This window comes from Bacillus sp. J14TS2, assembly GCF_018333015.1.
In the GTDB taxonomy this organism is placed as follows: domain Bacteria; phylum Bacillota; class Bacilli; order Bacillales; family Bacillaceae_C; genus Lederbergia.
The window spans coordinates 581,314-600,895 of sequence record NZ_BORE01000001.1 but is presented as its reverse complement, the minus strand read 5'-3'; the positions used below and the strand labels follow the sequence as shown (position 1 = coordinate 600,895).

Below are 19,582 nucleotides of genomic sequence, written 5' to 3'. Positions count from 1 at the left end.
ATCTTTTTTGTCCATACTAACAGAAGAGGTGATAGTATGGACGGATATCGAAAAAGTGGTCATGCAGTGTATGACATTAAATACCATGTTATATGGGTAACAAAATATAGATATAAGGTGTTGCAAAATCATATAGCAGTAAGAGCGAGAGAATTGATTAGACAAGGTTGTGAAGCAAGAGGAATAACCATCCTGCAAGGAAGTGTTGGCAAAGATCACATCCATTTATTATTGTCCTGTCCCCCAAGCATTTCCCCAAGTAAAATCATGCAATATCTAAAAGGAAGATCATCAAGGTTATTACAAGATGAATTTCCAGAACTAAAGAAAAGATACTGGGGACAGCATTTATGGGCAAGAGGGTACTTTTGCGCCACAGTTGGAACAGTAACAGAAGAGATCATAAGAAATTATATAGCTAATCAGTTCAATGAAAATAAAGACGATATATTCAAAATTGAAGAGTGAGTTCAGTCTTATTTTGAATATGCTTCAGCTTAAGGACTTTGAGCAGGACTTCAGCCTGAAAAGCGACTTTAGTCGCCGACATTTATGTCCAAATCCACCTGCTTTAGCAGGTGGTCGTTTAAGGCTCGCCAGTGATAATTTACCAGATGCTTTTCATAGTGCGTCAGTACCTGTGAATGATATTTTAAAGTATGGACAGCAGGGAGTTTTTATTCCATTAAACGATTTAATTGATGAGTATGCGCCAAATTTAAAAAAGTTATTTGAGAAGTACCCAGAAATTGAAAAGGGAATTACCTTTCCTGATGGAAATATATATTCCTTTCCAAGATTAGTTGAGCCCGACTTTCTTTCTAGCCGACTTAGCTCTGTGCCGTGGATTAACCAAGAGTGGCTGGAGAAGCTAGATATGGATATGCCGAAAACAACGGAAGAATTCTACCAATATTTGAAAGCGGTTCAGGAAAAAGATCCAGGCGGCAATAATGGGATCCCCTATGGATCTGGTAATATTGGAGAGATGGTGAATTGGCTCAAGGGAGCATTTGGGATCGAAAATATGGGATCTGCCAACCCAAATGTTGATGTAGACCCGGAAGATGGGGAAGCGTTACGCTTTTATCCTATTTCCGAAGGGTACAAGGAATTATTGCAATATGTCAATAAATTATACGAAGAGAAATTGATTGAACAAAATATCTTTTCAATTGATACGAACCAATTTCTCGCAAATGGAAGTGGTGGGCTGTATGGAAGTACAAATTGGTATGGTCCGATTGAAACTTTTGGTGAAGAAGGCGGAAAGCCATTCGTAGGTATTCCAGCTTTGGAAGGACCACATGGAGACAAAATGATTACAAAAATGGTCTCGCCTGTCAATACAGTTGGTGCCTTTCTTATTACAAGAGAGAATCAATACCCGGAAGCTACAGTTAGATGGATTGACCATTTTTACGGGGAAGAGGGGTTACAATTATTTTTCTTAGGAATAGAAGGAGAGACATTTGAGGAAAAAGCAGATGGCACGATCGATTTTATTGACGAAATCAATGACCATCCAGATGGATTATCTTTCGAAGAAGCCGTTACAGAGTATTTAACCTTTCCCGGTGGTGGTTATCCAAGTATGGCCACTCAAGAATTTTATAGAGGTGGGGCAAGTTCTGAAAAGCGATTAGCTACCGCAGAATTGCTTGAACCTGATGTTGTGAAAGATCCCTGGCCGAGCTTTATCTATACAGAAGAAGAAACAAAGATCTTAGATTCAACTGGAAATGATATTGAAAAATATGTCAATGAAATGCGTGATAAATTCCTTTCAGGGCAGGTTTCCTTTGATGAATGGGATCAATATGTTCAGACAATCGAAGGGCTTGGCTTAGAAGATTACATGCAAGTTAAAGAAGAAGCATATAAAAGGCAAAAAGGTCAATAATCTGGAAGGGGTTGCGAAGGTCTACATAGGAATGACGCAACCCCCTGTAAATGGTTAACCATTCACTTGTAGGGAGCTATCGTAGAATCTATCAGATTGGCAATAAATGGCTATGTATTGAAATATGAGTGTAAATTATATATATTTAGTGGAAAGAACTTAGTTTTAAAATGCGAGATTGATAATTGATTTATCTAAAATAGAACAGTAGGGGAGGAGAAAAATGTTTAATTGGTCTAATAAAAAATCAAGGTTATTATATAAATATCTCTTTTCCTACTTGTTTGTGTTTATGTTACCTTTTGTTACGATTAGTATCATTTTATATCATATATCAGTAGGAAATTTAGAGAGAGAAATTATTCAATCAAATACGGATAAAATAAACCAAATCCGGGATATCACGGATTCAAGATTGCTTGAGCTCAATCATTTAGCCACTAGAATCTCCTATGATGATCGCTTAACACCATATATGTTCACGCAAGCTTATTATGATAAACAAGCGATGGAAGAAATCGTGAGATATACAATGAATAACACTTTTATTGATGAATTATTTTTAAATTTCCATGAGTCTGAAGAACTCGTGTATTCCTCTAAAGGGGCAAGTACTTTTCAAAATTTTGCTCGCAGTACCTATCAGGTACAACCCAACAGCATAGAGGACCTAGCCAATGGATTGCATGCTCAATCTGAACCTATGTTGCAAATGATTGATATCGCTTCCAATAGCGGTGAGAATAAACGAGTGATGGCATACTCTTACCCTCTACCCATTCATAGTTCTAGTCCAATCGGTACTGTTACGTTTTTAATCAAGGAAACAGCTTTTTCCAACTTGATTAAGAATACGCTAGATGAATTTGATGGTACGACCTTTATCTTTGATGATTCATTTAATTTGCTTGCTACTAATAAAAACGGAATGCCAATAGATCTGGATTTTGTGAAAAATATCGCTTCAACAGAAACAGGCATTGTCAATGAAAAATTTGAAAACGAACAATACTCATTTTCTATTGTTCGTTCACAAACAAGTAATTGGACCTTTGCTACCGTAATACCTACAAAACAATTTTATGGAAAAATGACGTCACTGAAACAGTCTATTTTTGTAATATTATTTATTCTTGCAGCGGTTGGGATGATCGTTGTTTGTTATCTATCTATGAAACACTATAAGCCAATTAAAAATTTGGCTCATTTCCTCAGAAATAAAGAACAGCTTGAAAACAATCGAGTAGAAAATAATGAAATTGAGTTAATTAGAACAAAAATTGAATCCATATATGAAGATAGTCAACATTTAAAAAGAAAAATAATTACACATACCCCCCTTGTAAAGGCACAATTTCTATCAAAGTTACTAAAGGGGGAGATGAGGGATGAGCAAGAAATAGGCGCTCTAGCAAATGATCTGAACATAACTTTACAAGGAGATAGTTTTTTCGTTATAGCAGTTTCGTATAAAGGAAAAATAAAAAAGCAAGAAGCCTTTCGTTATTGGGAAAAAATCGTAGAAATTATCGATCAGATCTCCTATCAGGATTGCTATGGATATGGAGTCGAATTAGTTCATGATTATACTGCTGCTCTTATTGTGAATACTAGAGAAGGCTTCGGTAACCTGAATGATAATCGTCAAGTATTTGCCCACCATTTAATTGAGATTTTGAAAGAGCAATGCTTGATCATGCCCGTGGTTGGGGTTGGAAGAATGTACAAAGGGGCTCATAAGATCAATCGTTCTTTTATTGAAGCGACTGCTTCTATAGAAAACGGGCTCTTAAATCATCAAGATAAAGGGATCTTTTTTGAGAATCTTTATATTGAAAGCAAAGAAACAATTTGGTTTCCGGAAGAGAGCCGATTAAAACTGATTCAAAGCTTAAAACAAGGAGACCATGTTGTTGCTAAAGAAACCCTAGGTGAAATCCTATCCAGTCTTGTTCAACAGGATATCTCTAACCATATGCTGAAATGCACTTGCTTTGATATTATCAACACTATTTTGAAAACCATTTCTGAATTAGATATTCGTCATCAGACAGAAGATGTGAAGGAGCTGTCTGAATTTCAATCATTGGATCATTTGCAAACGAGTGCCAATCTACTCATTGATCAAATTTGTTTAGAGGTTGAAAAAAGAAAGGAAAGTCATAATTATACATTGCGTGATAACATCATGGAGTATATTCAAAAGCAATACAAATCTCATGATTTCAGCCTCGATAGTATTGCTGATCATTGCCAGATATCAAGCTCTTATGTGAGCCGATTTATCAGGGAACAAACAGGGGTGACGTTCACTCAGTTTGTTTGGGAATTACGGATGCAGGAATGTAAAGAGCAATTAGTTAATACGAATCGCACGATTAAAGAGATTGTAATGAATATTGGTTATATGGATGTATCTAATTTTACGCGGAAGTTTAGAAAAGAAGAAGGCATCACTCCTAGTCAATACCGAAAAAATCATCAGCATCTTACAGAGGAACAGAAGGCATTATAAGAAACATAACAATAAAAACTTTGTCTGTTTGGTTGGATTGCCAAACAGACAAAGTTTTTTGTTTTATGTAAAAAATTGGAATGTGGTTTAAGGTTCTTATTATATATTCAGCTTGTCTTATGGAAAAGGAAGTTATAGTAGATATGTGTGGTTTTTTTGCTGAATATGTCGATTTGTACAACGACTGCTTTTTTGTGCAGAAAGCAACAATATATCTGAGGAAAAGGTTCCTTGCAAAACCTACATAGTCAGTTCGAAAATCACCTATTTTCTTCATTTTTCTTCAATGATACACTATCGTTAGAAAGCAACAGATGATGGCAGATCTTAGTTGTAGCATCATGATTATGAAAGAAGGAAGGAGGTTTCAATCCTGCATTTTCCTTATCAAGCAGATCTGATTGACTATCATCAATAACCAACCGTAGAAAATCCATATATTTCTTTTACGTAATCTCACAATCTAGATGTTTTGTATCTATCTAAAAACATCCTGAGATGGGGATGTTTTCGAAAACGCATGTAAACGTTTTAGTTTAGGGGGGAGATGAATCATCGAAGTATTAGCTAGTTCGCCTTAACTGATTAATTTGGAGGGTCAACGATGAAAAACAAAAAGGTTATATTCCTTTTAATGATGTCATTGATGTTAGTTCTAGCCGCCTGTAGTGGCAAGAAGTCTTCTGGTCCTGAGACACCTGAAATAAGTGAGGAGGATCTGGAAAATGTAAATGAATCAGGAATGCCGATTGTGAATGAGCCGATTACATTGAAATTTATGGCAGGAAAGCCACCGACCACAGCCGATGATTATAATGAGGTGCTGATTTGGAAGGAATATGAGGAAATGACGAATGTTCATATTGATTGGGAACTCGTCCCATTTGAAGCTAGAGAAGAAAAACGAAACCTAGCTCTTGCTGGTGGAAAATTGCCTGATGTTTTCTATACGATGGCACTCCCTAACTCTGACCTTTTGAAATACGGAGAACAGGGAATTTTTGTGAAATTAAATGATTTAATTGAGGACTACATGCCGAACCTGACCGCCATATTGGAGGAGTACCCGGAAATAAGGAAGGGAGCAACTTTTCCAGATGGAAATATCTATGGGGTTCCGACGATCTATGACCCGGAATTTACTTCTGTTATTTTGGGGGCTAAGCCTTGGATTCGCAAGGATTGGCTGGAGCAGTTAGATATGGAAATGCCGGAAACGATCGATGATTTTTATGATTATTTAAAGGCAGTGAAGGAAACGGATTTAAACGGAAATGGAAAGCAAGATGAAATTCCCTATGGTGGCACGAATATATCGGATTTAAGACAGGCGTTAAATGGTGCCTTTGGGGTGGGAAATAAAGGTAATAAACATGCTTATCTGGATGAGGATCCAGAAACAGGCGACTTACGTTTTTTCCCGATTTCCGATAGCTATAAAGAGCTTTTGGAATACTTAAACAAACTGTATTCGGAAGGACTTATTGCTAAAAACATTTATACAATTGATAATAATCAAAGCTATAGTGAGGGAACTGAGGGTCTGTATGGAAGTACGGCTATCACCAGTCCCGAAACGATTTATGGAAAGAAAATGGGCAGTAACTTTGTCGGACTGCCGGCGCTAGAAGGACCTGGTGGGAAAACATATAATAAAGCCACCTCTTCATTAAACCATATGGGGGCATTTGTAGTGACAAGTGAGAATGAAAATATTCCTGCAACCCTAAGATGGCTGGATCATTTCTATAGTGAAGAGGGGGCGGAATTATTCTTTATGGGAATTGAAGGCGAGACCTTTGAACGCGATGAAGATGGAAATGCTCAATATCTAGATAAAATTACCGATAGCCCTGATGGATTATCAATGGAGCAAGAGTTGTCTAATTATGTTACTTGGCTTGGCGGCGGCTATCCAGGAATCGTAAAGCAAGAAACATTCCAAGGTGCGGAAAGCTTGCCATCTTCCATTGAAGCTGCGGAAAGATTGGAGCCGAATATGCTGGATGAAATCTGGCCAAGTTTTACCTATACAGTAGAAGAAAATAATAAATTATCTGGTTTGGAAGCAGATATTCATAAATATGTAAACGAAATGCAAGATAAATTCATTACAGGAACGGAGCCTTTTTCGAAATGGGACGACTATATTAAAGAGATTGAGAAAATGGGCTTAGATCAATATATGGAGATTCAAGAGGAAGCATATAAGCGGTATAAAAACAATTAACGGTTTGGGGGATAAGGTTGTTTTCAACAGTTTGCACAACCTTATCCCTATTATCCCGCATCAACTGACAGTAAGACCCCCACACTTCAAGAATTCGAGGGGAATGCCAGTAGATACGCGAATAATCGTTTTCACTTTATTAATAAAAAGGAGGTTCCTTTATGAATACGAAGCATGCAGAGGTTGAACATAAAATCGTCATGCCTGGAAGTCGTTTTTCGCGCATCCGCAAAAACTTCCTTAAAAGCTGGCAATTATATACCTTTCTATTACCAGCCCTGACTTTTTTTATCGTTTTCCACTATATCCCGATGTATGGGGTCCAAATTGCCTTTAAGGACTTTTTTGCGACGATGGGGATTAACGGAAGTCCATGGGTAGGCTTTGAGCATTTTGAACGTTTTTTTAATTCCTATTACTTTTGGCGGTTATTGAAAAACACCTTAATTATCAGTCTCTACCAATTATGTCTATTTCCACTGCCCGTCATTTTCGCTTTAATGCTAAATGAGCTCCGCAATGGGGCCTTTAAAAAGTGGACGCAAACATTAACCTATGCCCCCCACTTTATTTCTGTGGTTGTCGTGGTGGGGATGATTATTGCCTTTTTAGATCCAACGACCGGGATTGTCAATCATTTGATTGAGAAATTAGGGGGGAGCTCTGTTCAATTCCTGACAAGTCCAGATTGGTTCAGGCATATCTATGTGTGGTCTGGTGAGTGGCAAGGACTTGGCTGGGGATCGATTATTTATTTGGCGGCGCTTGCAGGGGTGAATCCGGAACTGTTAGAAGCAGCGAAGGTGGATGGAGCAACAAGACTCCAACGGATTATCCACATCAATATTCCAGCCATTTTACCAACGATTGTGATTCTCTTTATTTTGAATATCGGGAAATTTATGTCGGTTGGATTTGAGAAGGTGTTGCTTTTGCAAAACTCTTTGAACTCGGAAACATCCGATATTATTCAAACATTTGTCTATGAAACAGGTTTATTGGAAGGACAATATAGTTTCGCTGCGGCGGTTGGTTTATTCGACTCGGTCATTAATATTATTCTGCTTGTGACAGTCAATCAAATTGCGAAAAAAGTCAGCGATAACAGCTTATGGTAAAGGAGGGGAGCAACAATGAAGAATAGGAGTGTATCAGATAAAACCTTTGATTTGATTAATAAAATTCTGGTCGTATTTCTGACATTAGTCATTGTGTATCCGCTTATTTTTGTGATCAGTGCCTCAATTAGTGATCCGGCAGCGGTAAGTACAGGGAAAATGTGGCTGTGGCCGGTCGATATCACCTTTGCGGGCTATCAACGGGTCTTTCAAAATGACGCGATTTGGCTGGGATATCGGAATACGATTTTTTATACGATTATCGGGACTATCATTCACCTAATTGTGTTATTGCCTTGTGCCTATGCCTTATCGAGAAAAGAAGTGATGGGGAAAAAGTATATACTCTGGATCATCCTGTTTACGATGATGTTTAATGGAGGATTAATCCCGACGTATCTCGTCATTAAAACTTTGGGGATGGTGGACACGATTTGGGCGATTGTGATCCCAGGTGTGGTTGGAGCATGGTCGATTCTTGTGGCACGAACATTCTTTCAACAAACCATTCCCGATCAGTTAGTGGAAGCTGCTAAAATTGATGGGGCTTCGGACTACTACATCTTCGGAAAAGTAGTGATTCCCCTCTCGATGCCCATTATTGCGGTAATGGCTTTATTCCATGCGGTCAGTTTATGGAATCAATATTTTACCGCTTTAATCTATCTTTCAGACGAAAAGTTGTATCCATTGCAGCTGATTCTACGGCAGATATTGGTGGTCGCACAAATTAGCCAAGAAGGTGGCGGGGGACCAGGAGAAATCGAATCTCTGGTCGAACAGGTGAAAACCGCCAGCTTAGTGAAATATGCGGTCATTATGGTCTCTTCCTTACCGCTGTTAATCGTTTATCCATTCCTGCAACGTTTCTTTGTACAAGGGGTATTGATTGGATCGGTGAAAGAGTAAGGAAGCAATTTATTCTATAACACATTAGAAGAGCCATTGGTAGCTGGCAGGATGTCAGCTATCAATGGCTCTTCTTTAATTCTTTTTGCCCTCAATCCCCATTAAAAATTGAATTTTTCACGATCACATGCTCGACTTCACGAATGGATTCTAAATTAGTTCCACCCGCATAGGAAATGGCTGACTGGAGATCTTGCTCCATCTCTGTTAGTGTATCTTGCAATTGTCCTTTATGTTCCACTAACATCTTTTTCCCTTCCACATTTTTCTTTTCCCCTTTTTGGAATTCAGAAGCAGAACCGAAATATTCTTTATAAAGCTTGCCATTTTGCATAATCGTTCTACCAGGAGATTCTTCATGTCCGGCAAAAAGTGAACCAACCATAATCATAGAAGCACCGAAATGAATCGATTTAGCAATATCTCCATGTGTGCGAATTCCACCATCTGCAATAATCGGCTTACTTGCAGCTTCCGCACACCATTTCAGCGCTGCTAATTGCCAGCCGGCTGTCCCAAATCCAGTCTTAATTTTTGTAATGCAAACCTTCCCTGGCCCAACGCCCACTTTTGTGGCATCTGCCCCCGCAGCTTCTAAATCACGGACAGCTTCAGGTGTCGCGACATTCCCAGCAATCACAAAGGTTTGAGGCAATAGCTGTTTAATATGCTGAATCATTTGAATGACCGCGTTTGAATGGCCATGAGCGATATCGATTGTAATAAATTCAGGAATGATCTGTATATCTGCTAATTGCTGAATAAAAGGATATTCTTCTTCTTTCACTCCCACACTGATCGAGGCAATCAATCCTCGCTCATGCATCCCTTTAATAAAGTCAATACGTTTTTCCGGCTGAAAGCGATGCATGATATAAAAGTAACCGTTTTCTGCGAGGTAATACGCAATCTCCTCATCAATAATTGTCTGCATATTTGCAGGCACAACAGGTAATTTAAATTTATGGTCACCCAACATGACGGTTGTATCACATTCTGAACGACTCTGAACAACACATTTTCTTGGAATTAATTGAATATCTTCATAGTCAAAAATAGTTTCCAACAAGTAACACTCCTAAACACGAATGATATTTTAGTATTATTTAATAATGTTCGTACATATCATAATGTACCTCATTTTCCCTTGATTGTCAAAGGAAGCATGTTCTAGTTGAGGGGTGATAGTCACAAATACCAATTTGAATAAATACTTCTAAACCAATCGCATGGTAGCAATCAAAATATACTAGCTCCAGATTTTGAGTTCGGTGTCTGGAACGATGTTTAAGTTTATTTCTCATTAAACTCTCATTTTCATCACAGTTGTTTTTCAATTGATATATGTAAGATTAATAGTAGACAGAAAAGGAGAGGAAAGACGATGAAAACATTCATTTTATCTTTAGTAGGAGTTTTAATGCTAGCAGGCGGTACTATGGGGGCAAAAGCTTTTCACACCGAACATAATAAGGAGCAAAAAGAGGAGAGTATGGCGACAGGTGAATCGAGTGAAAATTCGACAATAAGCTTCCCGGAAATTACTAATCTAGAAGACAAGATTGATTTGGAAAAGTATCAAATAAAAATTGTTGAAGATCATGCGAATAAGCGGGTTTTATTGCTAGAGAATGAAGAGGGTTTTCCTATGTATAAAAGTATTTTAATAAAAAAGACAAAAAAGCATAAGGTTATTGATCTAAATGGAAGGGGGCAAAACCGCATATCAATCTCCTAACAAGAAAACTCTGCCACCTTTGAAAGGTGGCAGAGTTTTTTAAATGAAGTATGGACAAGATTTATTTTTTTGTTTGCGGGTAATGGATGGATAAAACCAAAACTGATTTTATAGAGAAAGGGTTTTTCCATCATGTTTGGATTTAAGGATTTAGTTGGTGTTGTGATTTCCGCATTTATCATCTTACCCGTCGTTATTTTTCTTAGAGAATTCGGGTATTTAGTCGTAAGTGTAATATTTGGCGTGAGAAAGCCAAGATTAACGATTGGTTCTGGACCCCGTATTTTTAAAGTAGGTATTTTTGATGTGCGCAAATATTATCATCTATATAGCTGGTTTTCCTTTGATTCTATAAAAAAGGAGAATAAATTTGTCTATGTTTGTATATATGCGGGTCCAATATTAATGAATCTCCTTATCGCAATGATTATTAATGCTTTATTAGTGAACGGCATCTTATCCTCTCATCAAGACTTTTGGCAGAGATTTATTTTTTATGCTGTTTACTATATACTTTTCGATTCTGTCCCTATGGTTACAATAAATGAGCGGCCTAATAATGGAATGATTATTTATGAAATGATTCGTTATGGCAATCGTATCGATCATCATAAAGAACCATTTCTCCCGATGACTTCTAAAATTGAAGAACAATATCAACAACAAGTGGAGCAGGCTAACAAGAAGAGGGAAACATAAGGTTTTTTGATCAGATGCTTACGCTTTCAAAGTTGTTTCTACTTCTGTTGATTCTGCTTTCTTGTCAATATAATCTTTTACTTCTTCCAAAGTTAGACCAATTTCTTTCGCTTGAAGCATTAGACTGACCCACTCAGGATCCAACATTACCCTCACTCCCCACATGCACTTATAGATAATGTAAAATCTTTTTTCCTAAAATGTTTGCTGTTCAGGACCAGAATGGGCGTGAAATGAGCTGTAAAATGCGACTCATCGCCCACGGCTCCCATCCGCAGCGTCTCCATTCAGGCATTTCGGAAGGTTACTAAACCATCTTCTGCCCTTTCTTATTCATATGATAATCAAAGTAGGTTAAAGGGAAGTTAAAATTAAGAAATAAAAGAGGCGATTTTTAAAAAGAAAAAAGGTGCAAACAGGAATTGAGATCATGTTCACAGCCTTTTGTTCATTTCGGAGAGGAGAGTGAAAATTTATATCCAAACCCTCTGACAGTTTGGATATGTGTTGGCTTTCTTGGATCACTTTCAATTTTTTTCCTTAGAGTACTTAAATAAACGAGTACAACTTTTAATTCTGCTTCTGATTCTATTCCCCAAATGGCATCAAATATTTGCTCAGCACTAATGACTTGATTAGGGTGCTTGGCTAGGTAGAAAAGCAGCATTCTTTCTTTCGCAAATAACTCAATTTCACGCCCATCTTTGTAGACCGCTTTATTCTCTAAATTTAACGTTAGGTCTCCGGTTTTGATCATCGATTGATGATAGTGGAGGGAGCTTCTCCTAATATTCGCTTTTATTCTGGCAATAAGTTCGGGTGGATCAAATGGCTTTATTATATAATCATCACATCCCAATTCAAATCCTTTCATTACAGTATCTCTTGTTTTTTCACCTGTGATAAAAATAAGGACTCCATCAGAAATTTCGCGATACCGGCGAGCGAGTTCGAATCCATTGCGGTCATGGAGGTGAATATCCAATAAGAGAACATCGGGGATATGTTTTTCCATTAAATATTGGCCATCTATTGCATTTAATGCGGAAAACACTGTGAATCCTTCCTTTTCTAAATATAAGCGCAAAATTTGGATGAGTGCTTCATCATCCTCAATCGTTAAGATTTTGACAGGATCCATATTTGGCTCCCCCTTTTTAAATCATTCTCTTTAGTAGATTTATATGTTCAAAAGATAAGTAAATTGCCCTATATTTCAACTATATCACATAAGTAACACCCCTTTCTATTAATGATTTCATACCCCTTTTATAAAAAAACTTTGTCACATTAATAAGTAAAAGTGTTATGATAGGTCAAAAGACGGGTCGTACTGAGGGGGGAGAATGATGAGGAAGAAAGGATTGCTATGTAAGCGCTTTTGTTATGTCGATAAGAAATCAGCATGGTCTCCACTAGTTCGGCAGACATACAATCAGAGAGAGAAGCTCCAACCATCGACTTACTCATCCCGAGTGTATTTTGTTATATGGGTCCTATCATTCCTTTTTATCGTATCGATTTTTCCTTTCTCAACTGTAAAAGCTAATACAAAGGATGAAGTGAAGCAGGGTGTTCTGTTTATTCCTCAATTATTGGATGAGGAGATCCTAGATTTAAACGGAGAATGGGAATTTTATTGGGATATGCTTTATACTCCTGAGGATTTACAAGACTTTTCCGTCCAACAAGAGGCTCAATTTGAGAAGGTGCCACATACTTGGAGTCATTACAGGCAAGGGAACGAGACATTACCGATTAAAGGGTATGCTACCTATCGTTTACAACTCCAATTTACAGATAATGAGATTGGCAAGACAAAGGCATTGTATATTCCGAGTATTTCATCAGCATATACACTATGGATTGATGGTGAGAAAAGAGTATCCAAAGGACAGGTTGGAAAAAATAGATCAGATATGAAACCGAGTAGTGATACGGAAATTGTCTCATTTAAGGTTTCTTCTAATTATGTAGAGTTGGTTATGCAAATTTCTAACTACCATCAGCGAAAGTCTGGTATCACGGAGCCTATTCTAATCGGAGAACCGGAGCAGATTTATTCTTCCCAAGAAAAAAGACTGGTTTTTCGGACGCTTACAGTCGTTAGCTTGGTTATTATTGGCCTGTATCATGTTTCTTTATTTGCATTCCGAAGAAAGGAGCCTTCGCTTATTTACTTCGGAATCGTCTGTATTGTGGTGGCCATTCGGGCCATCCTGCTTGAGCAAGGTCTTGCTGCCTATATGTTGCCATTTTTGAACTGGGAAGTAGCACTTAAATTGGAGTATCTTGGTGCATCACTTGGACCATTATTTATTTCCCTATTTACCTATACTCAATTTTCAGAAGATATGAATCGGAACGTTCGTAATATCATCTTTACTGTCATGTCCTTATGGAGTATTTTTATTATTGTTTCGCCAGGCATTTGGTTTACAAAAATGATGTTACCACTGCAAATAATGATTATGCTCAATCTTATATATTTGGCTTTTGTATATATAAAAGCTGCTTGGAGAAGGCGCGAAGGATCTTTCTTAAATACTTTTGCTATATCCATGCTTTCCCTTACCACTATCCATGATATTTTACTATTTAATAATCTTATTCAAACGATTGAGTTAGCTTCCGTCGGCCTACTTTGTTTTTTGTTTACCCAGTCTATTATTCTTTCCAAAAGATATTCCACCTCTGTGATGCGGACGGAAAAACTCACACAAGATTTGGTGATGCTAAATGCTTCATTGGAACAGCAAGTATATAAAAGAACACTTGAACTAGAGCAAGCTAACAAAGAACTACAAAACGTTAATCAACAATTAAATGAAATCCATCAATCAAGAAGTAAATGGATTCGAAATATTTCCCACGAAATATCGACACCTTTAACAAACATTCGAGCTTATACAAAAGGCATGTTAGATGGTGTAATTTCTAATGATCCAGAATATATTCAACTTATCTATGATCAAAGTTTATATTTAACAAAAATGCTGCATGATCTTCACGATATGACGGATGTAGAGAATGGACAAATTCACTTTGATCTCAAAAAGGTAGATATCTTAAAGTATATGCGCAAGATTTTTCATAAGTATAAACTGGATATTGAAAAGCAAGGGATCCAATTTCACTTTAAGCATTCTCTTCCTAACCAAAAGCCTTTATTTGTTGAAATGGACTCATTGAGAATGGAACAAGTGATGGTCAATTTAGTAAACAATGCTCGTCGTTTTGTAGGAGAAGATGGGGAAATTATTATTGAAATGGAACAAGAGGAAGAGGATCTAGTTAAGATTATGGTAATCGATAATGGAGTAGGGTTAAAAGAAGGGATGTCTCACCTTGTATTTAATCGCTTTTATAAAGGAAGCCATCATGGGAAATCCCACAATGGCTCAGGGTTAGGTTTGGCCATCGCAAAGGAAATTGTGGAATACCATGGAGGTCAAATAGGGGTCCATAGTATAGAAGGAAAAGGGAGTTGTTTTTATTTTACCCTACCTTTATATAAAAATAGTTAAAAATGAACGGAAACGAAGTTATAGAAAGAGGCTGGGGCATATGCATCTGTAGCTCGGTTTTATCTTGCCTCAGCCTCGATCTTCTTTGTTGTTTTAGAACATAGGAAAGTAATAACCTGAGTTTCAAAAAGTCAAAAACGGACTTTTTGAGTTCAAGAACATTGCTTATCAGAGCCAACAGGATGTTGGTCAGAAAGGCGTTGCAACGCACAGACTGTACTAGTGCGGACGTTGCGCCAGGACGGGCGCAACTTTATCCTTTCTTCCTAGACCAGGGGCAATTGCGCTTTTCTTAAACATTTGCTTTTTCAATGACGATAAAACATGTGCTATCAGGTAACTGTACCGGCTGTTGTGAATCATCCGTTAAAAAGACTTTATCCAATAAATGTTCTTCATATCCTGCCTGCAAATAATGTTCAAAAAGAGAGATCTGTGCTCCTGCTCCAAGTGATTGTTGAATACATTCTTTGAATTCACTGGGGGTAAAATAACCGAATTGTTCTTGTACCTCATGTGGATAGGATTCCTCTCCCCAGGTAAAAGTATATAAAAATTCCATACTATCATTTACAGGTAAGGAAACTGTTTGCTCATCCACCCATTTGTATTCGATCTTTCTTCCTTTGAAATCATGGACATAGCGATTGAAAAAGGCGATATCTGTCTTATTTTTAAAATGGATGTGACGAGGTAGATTTTTTGGCTCTGTCATGATCCCATCTCGGATAATTATTCTGCCATTCGGTCGTAATGCAAGAAATGCGCTTTGTAATGCTTGGCTAATGACGGCGGAATTAAATTTCTTTCCCTCATAAGGAATATAGGAAAACATTTCATGAAGTATAGACGAAAAGATAATGGTATCTGCCTTGGCTTCACCGACATATTGTTGTAAATCGAGAGCATCGCCTTGGAGAATTTCCCATCTTTTATGTTCACGTTGTTTTTTTCTTTCTAATTCGGCTACGACATTAGAAGAAATATCAATTCCTATCACTTTAGCTTCTGGAAAACGCGTTGAAAGCAAATCTAAAAGAAAACCTCCCCCAGGCCCAATATCAAGCATCGTCTCTCCAACAGCATAATCCACTAGTTTTTTCTTGAAATCCTGGGCATGATTCATATCTGCAAGATAGCTTTCTTCATTTTGCAGACGGTCAAAAGCGTCTCTGCGAAATCCAAAAAAATCATAGAGCAAAATAATCGCCCGTTCATATAAAGGATCTTTTTCTGCCTCTTGACAAAATTCAATGAGCTTTTCGCCGGCTTTCGAGAAAGAAAAAGATACACCAATGAATTGGATATGTCCATCCGGGTCTATTTTTAGTGAAACATGCTGATTGGTTGGGATGTCATGATCTAAAAGCTCCTCAACCGATAATTCACTTAAATAGGCCTCAATAATTCGCTTTTTATAAAGGTTAACAGTTTTCTTCCCTCTATAATCATAATGAAGATCGCGCATTAAAGGTTCAAATGTAATATGACTGACAGTAAAGGAAGGAGAAGTGCGCATGAGTAAAAGGAAAATTTTTACAAATTCCTCAAGGGTAAAGGCTGATAAAGCCGATTCTACATACCATAGATCAACTTTATGAAAAAATAAGGATAGCCGTTCTTCTACTTTTTCATAATGAGAGATTCGCTGGATGTCCTTGTCAAAAGCTTCCCCATTTAATATGGTATGCTGGCGCAGTTGTTTGAGCCGCTCTATAAATGACATCTCATGATCTTCTTCTCCAGTGATTAACCAGTGAATCACCTCATTGACTTTTTGTCTTACATTTCCCCATAAAGTTGGAGAAACAGCCTCGATTATACAGTGGTTTAAAGCAGTTAATAAAGCCTTCATTGTCGAAGGAGCAATGATTTGTAGGCGGATGAGTTGAACAAGCGGCTGCATCCGCTGAAAGCGGACTTCCCCGCGAATATATTGCCCAACTAATCCATGTGTTTGAATCAAGGTATAGATTAATTCTTCTTCTATAAAGTTTCTCTCCGAAATCGGTTTTTCCATTTGCTGAGCAGCATAAACTTTAGCAGAAGCTAAATTATGGATTGCTAATGGGTATCCTGCTTCGATCCAATTTTTTCGAGTCGACTCGGAGCCGCATTTTGCTACTTCACACCATTTTAGAACTTCCTCAAGAATTTGCTTGTTCTCCTGGGGCAAGCTTAGTTGATTCAAAATTTGCAAGGTACGCTCTGTGTAGTGTAAAGCAGGGTGGTCCTCAATTTCTGCTAGAGAAGCCACTTGTTCTAAGTTGACACTTTTTTGCTCGGTTTGATAAAGAAACGCTAGCCAATTTTGCTGGCGAAGCACACTTTTATCTCCATATTTCAGCTGTTGAATGGCTTGCAATGACTCCAGCATGTTTTTATGTCCTTTCTCAAAACAGTTTTTTTAACTGTATCAAATCTTCCAAGGATTAAAAAATAGGGAGGAGGTCCTAATTGTGTGAGGGGCCCTGTATAGAGGAATATCATGCAAAAAGACAAAATGCCTGGCTCCCTTTCGACAAAATTCGGGGAGTGCCAGGCACTATACTATAATTTAAATTGTTGGACTAGCTCGTGCAGCTCTTCTGCCATCTGTGCTAAAGCGGTTGAGGAGCCTCGAATTTCTTCCATGGATGCTAGTTGTTCTTCTGTAGAAGCCGACATGTTTTGGGCTTCAGCTGAAGTAGTGTCTGCTACACTTGCTACTTCCTTAAATGTATGTGTGAATTGTTCTGTGCCTGTAGCGACTTGTTGTATATTTGTTGTGATTTGTGCCATTTGAGCCGTCATCTTTTGCACATACTGAGTGATCGTGTTAAAAGATGAGTGAGCATTTTCCACTACATGAATCCCTTTATCTACTTCATTTGTTCCTGATTCCATCATGCTGACAGTTTGTTGAACTTCCTGTTGGATCGTGCTTATGAGCTTTCGAATTTCCTCAGTTGAGCTTGCAGATTGTTCCGCTAGTTTTTTTACCTCGGAAGCGACAACCGCAAAGCCTTTTCCATGTTCACCAGCTCTAGCAGCTTCGATGGCTGCATTCAACGCCAATAAATTTGTTTGTTCTGCAATATCTGTAATTACATTAACAATCTGGCTAATTTGTTGGGAACGGTTATTAAGTAATTTCACACTCGTTGATAATTCACTCACTGTATTATGAATATAACTCATTTGTCCAATAGATGTCTCAATATCTTGTTTCCCCGCTTCAATAATTGGTTGTGTTTGGGTGACAGAATGGGCGACTTCATCTGAAGCTTTCGCAATATGGGAAATAGACTGGGATACACTTCCTGCCATTTGTGAGCTTTGATCAATTCGACTGGTTTGACTTTCAATTCCCGCCGCCACTTCCTGGATAGAGGCAGAAATCTGCTCGGTTGCCAATGTGTTTTGCTCTGTACTGGCATTTAATTGTTCAGAGGCGGCAGCGAGATTACTAGATTGCTCACGAACTTGAGAAATAACTTGGTGGAGATGTGTACGCATTTTATTAAATGCCTCTGCTAATTGTCCTAATTCATCGCCGCTTTTTAAAACAACATTTTCACTAAGATTTCCGCGGCTAATCTCTGTAGCTGCTGTCACAAGCGTATTGATCGGTTTGTTGATCGAACGAATGATAAAGACAATTGCAATGGCAGAGAGAATGATTGAAATAAGAATCACAAGGACCGTTGTTCTAAAAATTGGCTGAACAGCTTGATCTACTTCATTTTGGTACATTGTACCATTAACTTTCCAGCCTGTTACTTCACTTGTTGTAAAGGCTAGCTGTTTCTTATACCCATCCAGTTCATAAGAAAAATGACCAGATTGGCTCTTATAAATCTTTTTAAAAAAGTCCTCTGTTGCTTCCGAACCAGCCTCACTTGTTGGATGACTAATAAAATGGCTCGCTGTATCTAATAAGAAAACATAACCTTCACTTCCAATGCTAACTTGGTTAATCATTTCTGTCAGACTTTCAAGTTTTAAATTGACGGCTGCAACTCCCTTGCCATCAGCGGTTGACTTAGCTAATGTTACAACCATTTGATTAGATGACTGGGAAACATATGGTTCTGTGATGATCACTTCTGTTGGATGCTCTATGGCTTGTTGATACCAAGGCCGTTCCCGTGGATCATAGTCCGGGGGATTTTCGAAAGTCGTTGGAGCATTCATAAATTTCCCAGTTTCTGTTCCTACATAGGTTTGCTCAACATCCTCTGTTGAGGCTTGGAATTTATCCAGTACTTGCCTAGTTTGGGCGTGATCGTCAGAAGTGATTTCTCCAGCAACAAACGTGTTGGCTAAATAATTGACGTTTTCCATTTGTTTCTCTATAAACTGATCAACAGAATGGCTAACAGTATCCACATTGTCTTGAGCCGTGCCAAGGATCTGTTTTTCAATATTCCTTTTGGAACTTTCATAGGATGTAAAAGCAATAGTGAGACTGGGGATGATTAAAACCAGTGCAAAGGCTATTGCTAATTTGTCCCGTATTTTAAACGTCATGCGTGTATGTTTCTTCTTGTTCATAAAACTCCTCCTTTTTTGCTGTTAGAATTTTACTAGTAATCAATCCGAACAATGTAGTATATCGACACGTTTTTAACTTTTTAAAATGGATTTTTTAATGAAATGGTTTACAAATATTAATTAAAAATAATTTCCATTTTCCTTATCCGGATTATTGGATTATAATAGAGATATTGAGGTCAACAGGATGTTGGTCACAAAGGCATTGCGCCAGGACGGCGCGTATTTAGCCTTTGATCCATAATCCTTATATAAAAATTGTACGTCGCTAAACGGACGTTTGCGCTTTTCTAAAATAGTCATGGAAACAAAACTTCTTTCGTCTGGGCAGAAGTTTTTTTCGTGGTTTAGGAAAAGTAAACATCAGATAAAGCTGGTGATTTTTCTTTTAGAAAGAAGGATTTATT

14 protein-coding genes are annotated in these 19,582 nt (G+C 37.8%); 9 read left to right on the top strand and 5 right to left on the bottom strand.

The features are described 5' to 3' along the window. Positions 1–36 precede the first annotated feature (36 nt). The 6 genes from tnpA (at position 37) to KI375_RS02460 (ending at position 8,675) form a co-directional block, all read left to right on the top strand. The gene (tnpA, locus tag KI375_RS02485; RefSeq protein WP_212971945.1) at positions 37–468 is read left to right on the top strand and encodes an IS200/IS605 family transposase; all 432 of its coding nucleotides are present in this window, start codon (positions 37–39) and stop codon (positions 466–468) included. Positions 469–487: 19 nt separating this feature from the next. Next, the gene (locus tag KI375_RS02480; RefSeq protein WP_244852209.1) at positions 488–1,903 is read left to right on the top strand and encodes a type 2 periplasmic-binding domain-containing protein; all 1,416 of its coding nucleotides are present in this window, start codon (positions 488–490) and stop codon (positions 1,901–1,903) included. 223 nt (positions 1,904–2,126) lie between these two features. After that, positions 2,127–4,418 (top strand): helix-turn-helix domain-containing protein, encoded by a 2,292-nt coding sequence (locus KI375_RS02475; RefSeq protein ID WP_212971943.1) that lies wholly within the window; start codon positions 2,127–2,129, stop codon positions 4,416–4,418. Between the two features lie 604 nt (positions 4,419–5,022). Continuing rightward, positions 5,023–6,648 carry an extracellular solute-binding protein gene (locus tag KI375_RS02470; RefSeq protein WP_212971942.1) on the top strand — a complete coding sequence of 542 codons (1,626 nt, stop codon included), beginning with the start codon at positions 5,023–5,025 and terminating at the stop codon, positions 6,646–6,648. A 161-nt stretch (positions 6,649–6,809) separates the two neighbouring features. Continuing rightward, a complete protein-coding gene (locus KI375_RS02465) occupies positions 6,810–7,766 on the top strand; it encodes an ABC transporter permease (RefSeq protein ID WP_212971941.1) in 957 nt (318 codons plus the stop codon). 15 nt (positions 7,767–7,781) lie between these two features. Next, positions 7,782–8,675 carry a carbohydrate ABC transporter permease gene (locus KI375_RS02460; protein WP_212971940.1) on the top strand — a complete coding sequence of 298 codons (894 nt, stop codon included), beginning with the start codon at positions 7,782–7,784 and terminating at the stop codon, positions 8,673–8,675. A gap of 91 nt (positions 8,676–8,766) precedes the next feature. On the opposite strand, the gene guaC is transcribed toward KI375_RS02460, so the two are convergent. Further along, positions 8,767–9,741, bottom strand: coding sequence for a GMP reductase (gene guaC, locus KI375_RS02455; protein ID WP_212971939.1), 975 nt, complete (start codon positions 9,739–9,741; stop codon positions 8,767–8,769). A gap of 318 nt (positions 9,742–10,059) precedes the next feature. Here guaC and KI375_RS02450 point away from each other — a divergent pair, with 318 nt between their 5' ends. Both KI375_RS02450 and KI375_RS02445 read left to right on the top strand, forming a co-directional pair. Then, positions 10,060–10,413, top strand: coding sequence for a hypothetical protein (locus tag KI375_RS02450; protein WP_212971938.1), 354 nt, complete (start codon positions 10,060–10,062; stop codon positions 10,411–10,413). A 132-nt stretch (positions 10,414–10,545) separates the two neighbouring features. Further along, positions 10,546–11,112: a zinc metalloprotease gene (locus tag KI375_RS02445; protein ID WP_212971937.1), complete on the top strand. Its 567-nt coding sequence runs from the start codon at positions 10,546–10,548 to the stop codon at positions 11,110–11,112. 18 nt (positions 11,113–11,130) lie between these two features. Here the strand turns inward: KI375_RS02445 and KI375_RS02440 are convergent, their stop codons facing one another. Together KI375_RS02440 and KI375_RS02435 are read right to left on the bottom strand one after the other, a co-directional pair. After that, a complete protein-coding gene (locus KI375_RS02440) occupies positions 11,131–11,259 on the bottom strand; it encodes an anti-repressor SinI family protein (protein ID WP_244852182.1) in 129 nt (42 codons plus the stop codon). 301 nt (positions 11,260–11,560) lie between these two features. Further along, positions 11,561–12,253: a response regulator transcription factor gene (locus KI375_RS02435; RefSeq protein WP_212971935.1), complete on the bottom strand. Its 693-nt coding sequence runs from the start codon at positions 12,251–12,253 to the stop codon at positions 11,561–11,563. Positions 12,254–12,461: 208 nt separating this feature from the next. Between KI375_RS02435 and KI375_RS02430 the strand changes: the two genes are divergently transcribed. Then, the gene (locus KI375_RS02430) at positions 12,462–14,639 is read left to right on the top strand and encodes a sensor histidine kinase (protein ID WP_212971934.1); all 2,178 of its coding nucleotides are present in this window, start codon (positions 12,462–12,464) and stop codon (positions 14,637–14,639) included. Positions 14,640–14,931: 292 nt separating this feature from the next. Here the strand turns inward: KI375_RS02430 and KI375_RS02425 are convergent, their stop codons facing one another. Together KI375_RS02425 and KI375_RS02420 are read right to left on the bottom strand one after the other, a co-directional pair. Continuing rightward, positions 14,932–17,016 (bottom strand): class I SAM-dependent methyltransferase, encoded by a 2,085-nt coding sequence (locus tag KI375_RS02425; RefSeq protein WP_212971933.1) that lies wholly within the window; start codon positions 17,014–17,016, stop codon positions 14,932–14,934. A gap of 173 nt (positions 17,017–17,189) precedes the next feature. Beyond that, a complete protein-coding gene (locus tag KI375_RS02420; RefSeq protein ID WP_212971932.1) occupies positions 17,190–19,175 on the bottom strand; it encodes a methyl-accepting chemotaxis protein in 1,986 nt (661 codons plus the stop codon). Between the last annotated feature and the right edge of the window lie 407 nt (positions 19,176–19,582).

Bases quoted from the DNA above. Each gene is read 5' to 3' on its own strand.
- tnpA (WP_212971945.1), top strand. From the start codon at position 37: ATGGACGGATATCGAAAAAGTGGTCATGCAGTGTATGACATTAAATAC.
- KI375_RS02470 (WP_212971942.1), top strand. From the start codon at position 5,023: ATGAAAAACAAAAAGGTTATATTCCTTTTAATGATGTCATTGATGTTA.
- KI375_RS02430 (WP_212971934.1), top strand. From the start codon at position 12,462: ATGAGGAAGAAAGGATTGCTATGTAAGCGCTTTTGTTATGTCGATAAG.
- KI375_RS02475 (WP_212971943.1), top strand. From the start codon at position 2,127: ATGTTTAATTGGTCTAATAAAAAATCAAGGTTATTATATAAATATCTC.
- KI375_RS02480 (WP_244852209.1), top strand. From the start codon at position 488: ATGCTTCAGCTTAAGGACTTTGAGCAGGACTTCAGCCTGAAAAGCGAC.
- KI375_RS02460 (WP_212971940.1), top strand. From the start codon at position 7,782: ATGAAGAATAGGAGTGTATCAGATAAAACCTTTGATTTGATTAATAAA.
- KI375_RS02445 (WP_212971937.1), top strand. From the start codon at position 10,546: ATGTTTGGATTTAAGGATTTAGTTGGTGTTGTGATTTCCGCATTTATC.
- KI375_RS02450 (WP_212971938.1), top strand. From the start codon at position 10,060: ATGAAAACATTCATTTTATCTTTAGTAGGAGTTTTAATGCTAGCAGGC.
- KI375_RS02440 (WP_244852182.1), bottom strand. From the start codon at position 11,259: ATGTTGGATCCTGAGTGGGTCAGTCTAATGCTTCAAGCGAAAGAAATT.
- KI375_RS02420 (WP_212971932.1), bottom strand. From the start codon at position 19,175: ATGAACAAGAAGAAACATACACGCATGACGTTTAAAATACGGGACAAA.
- KI375_RS02435 (WP_212971935.1), bottom strand. From the start codon at position 12,253: ATGGATCCTGTCAAAATCTTAACGATTGAGGATGATGAAGCACTCATC.
- KI375_RS02425 (WP_212971933.1), bottom strand. From the start codon at position 17,016: ATGCTGGAGTCATTGCAAGCCATTCAACAGCTGAAATATGGAGATAAA.
- KI375_RS02465 (WP_212971941.1), top strand. From the start codon at position 6,810: ATGAATACGAAGCATGCAGAGGTTGAACATAAAATCGTCATGCCTGGA.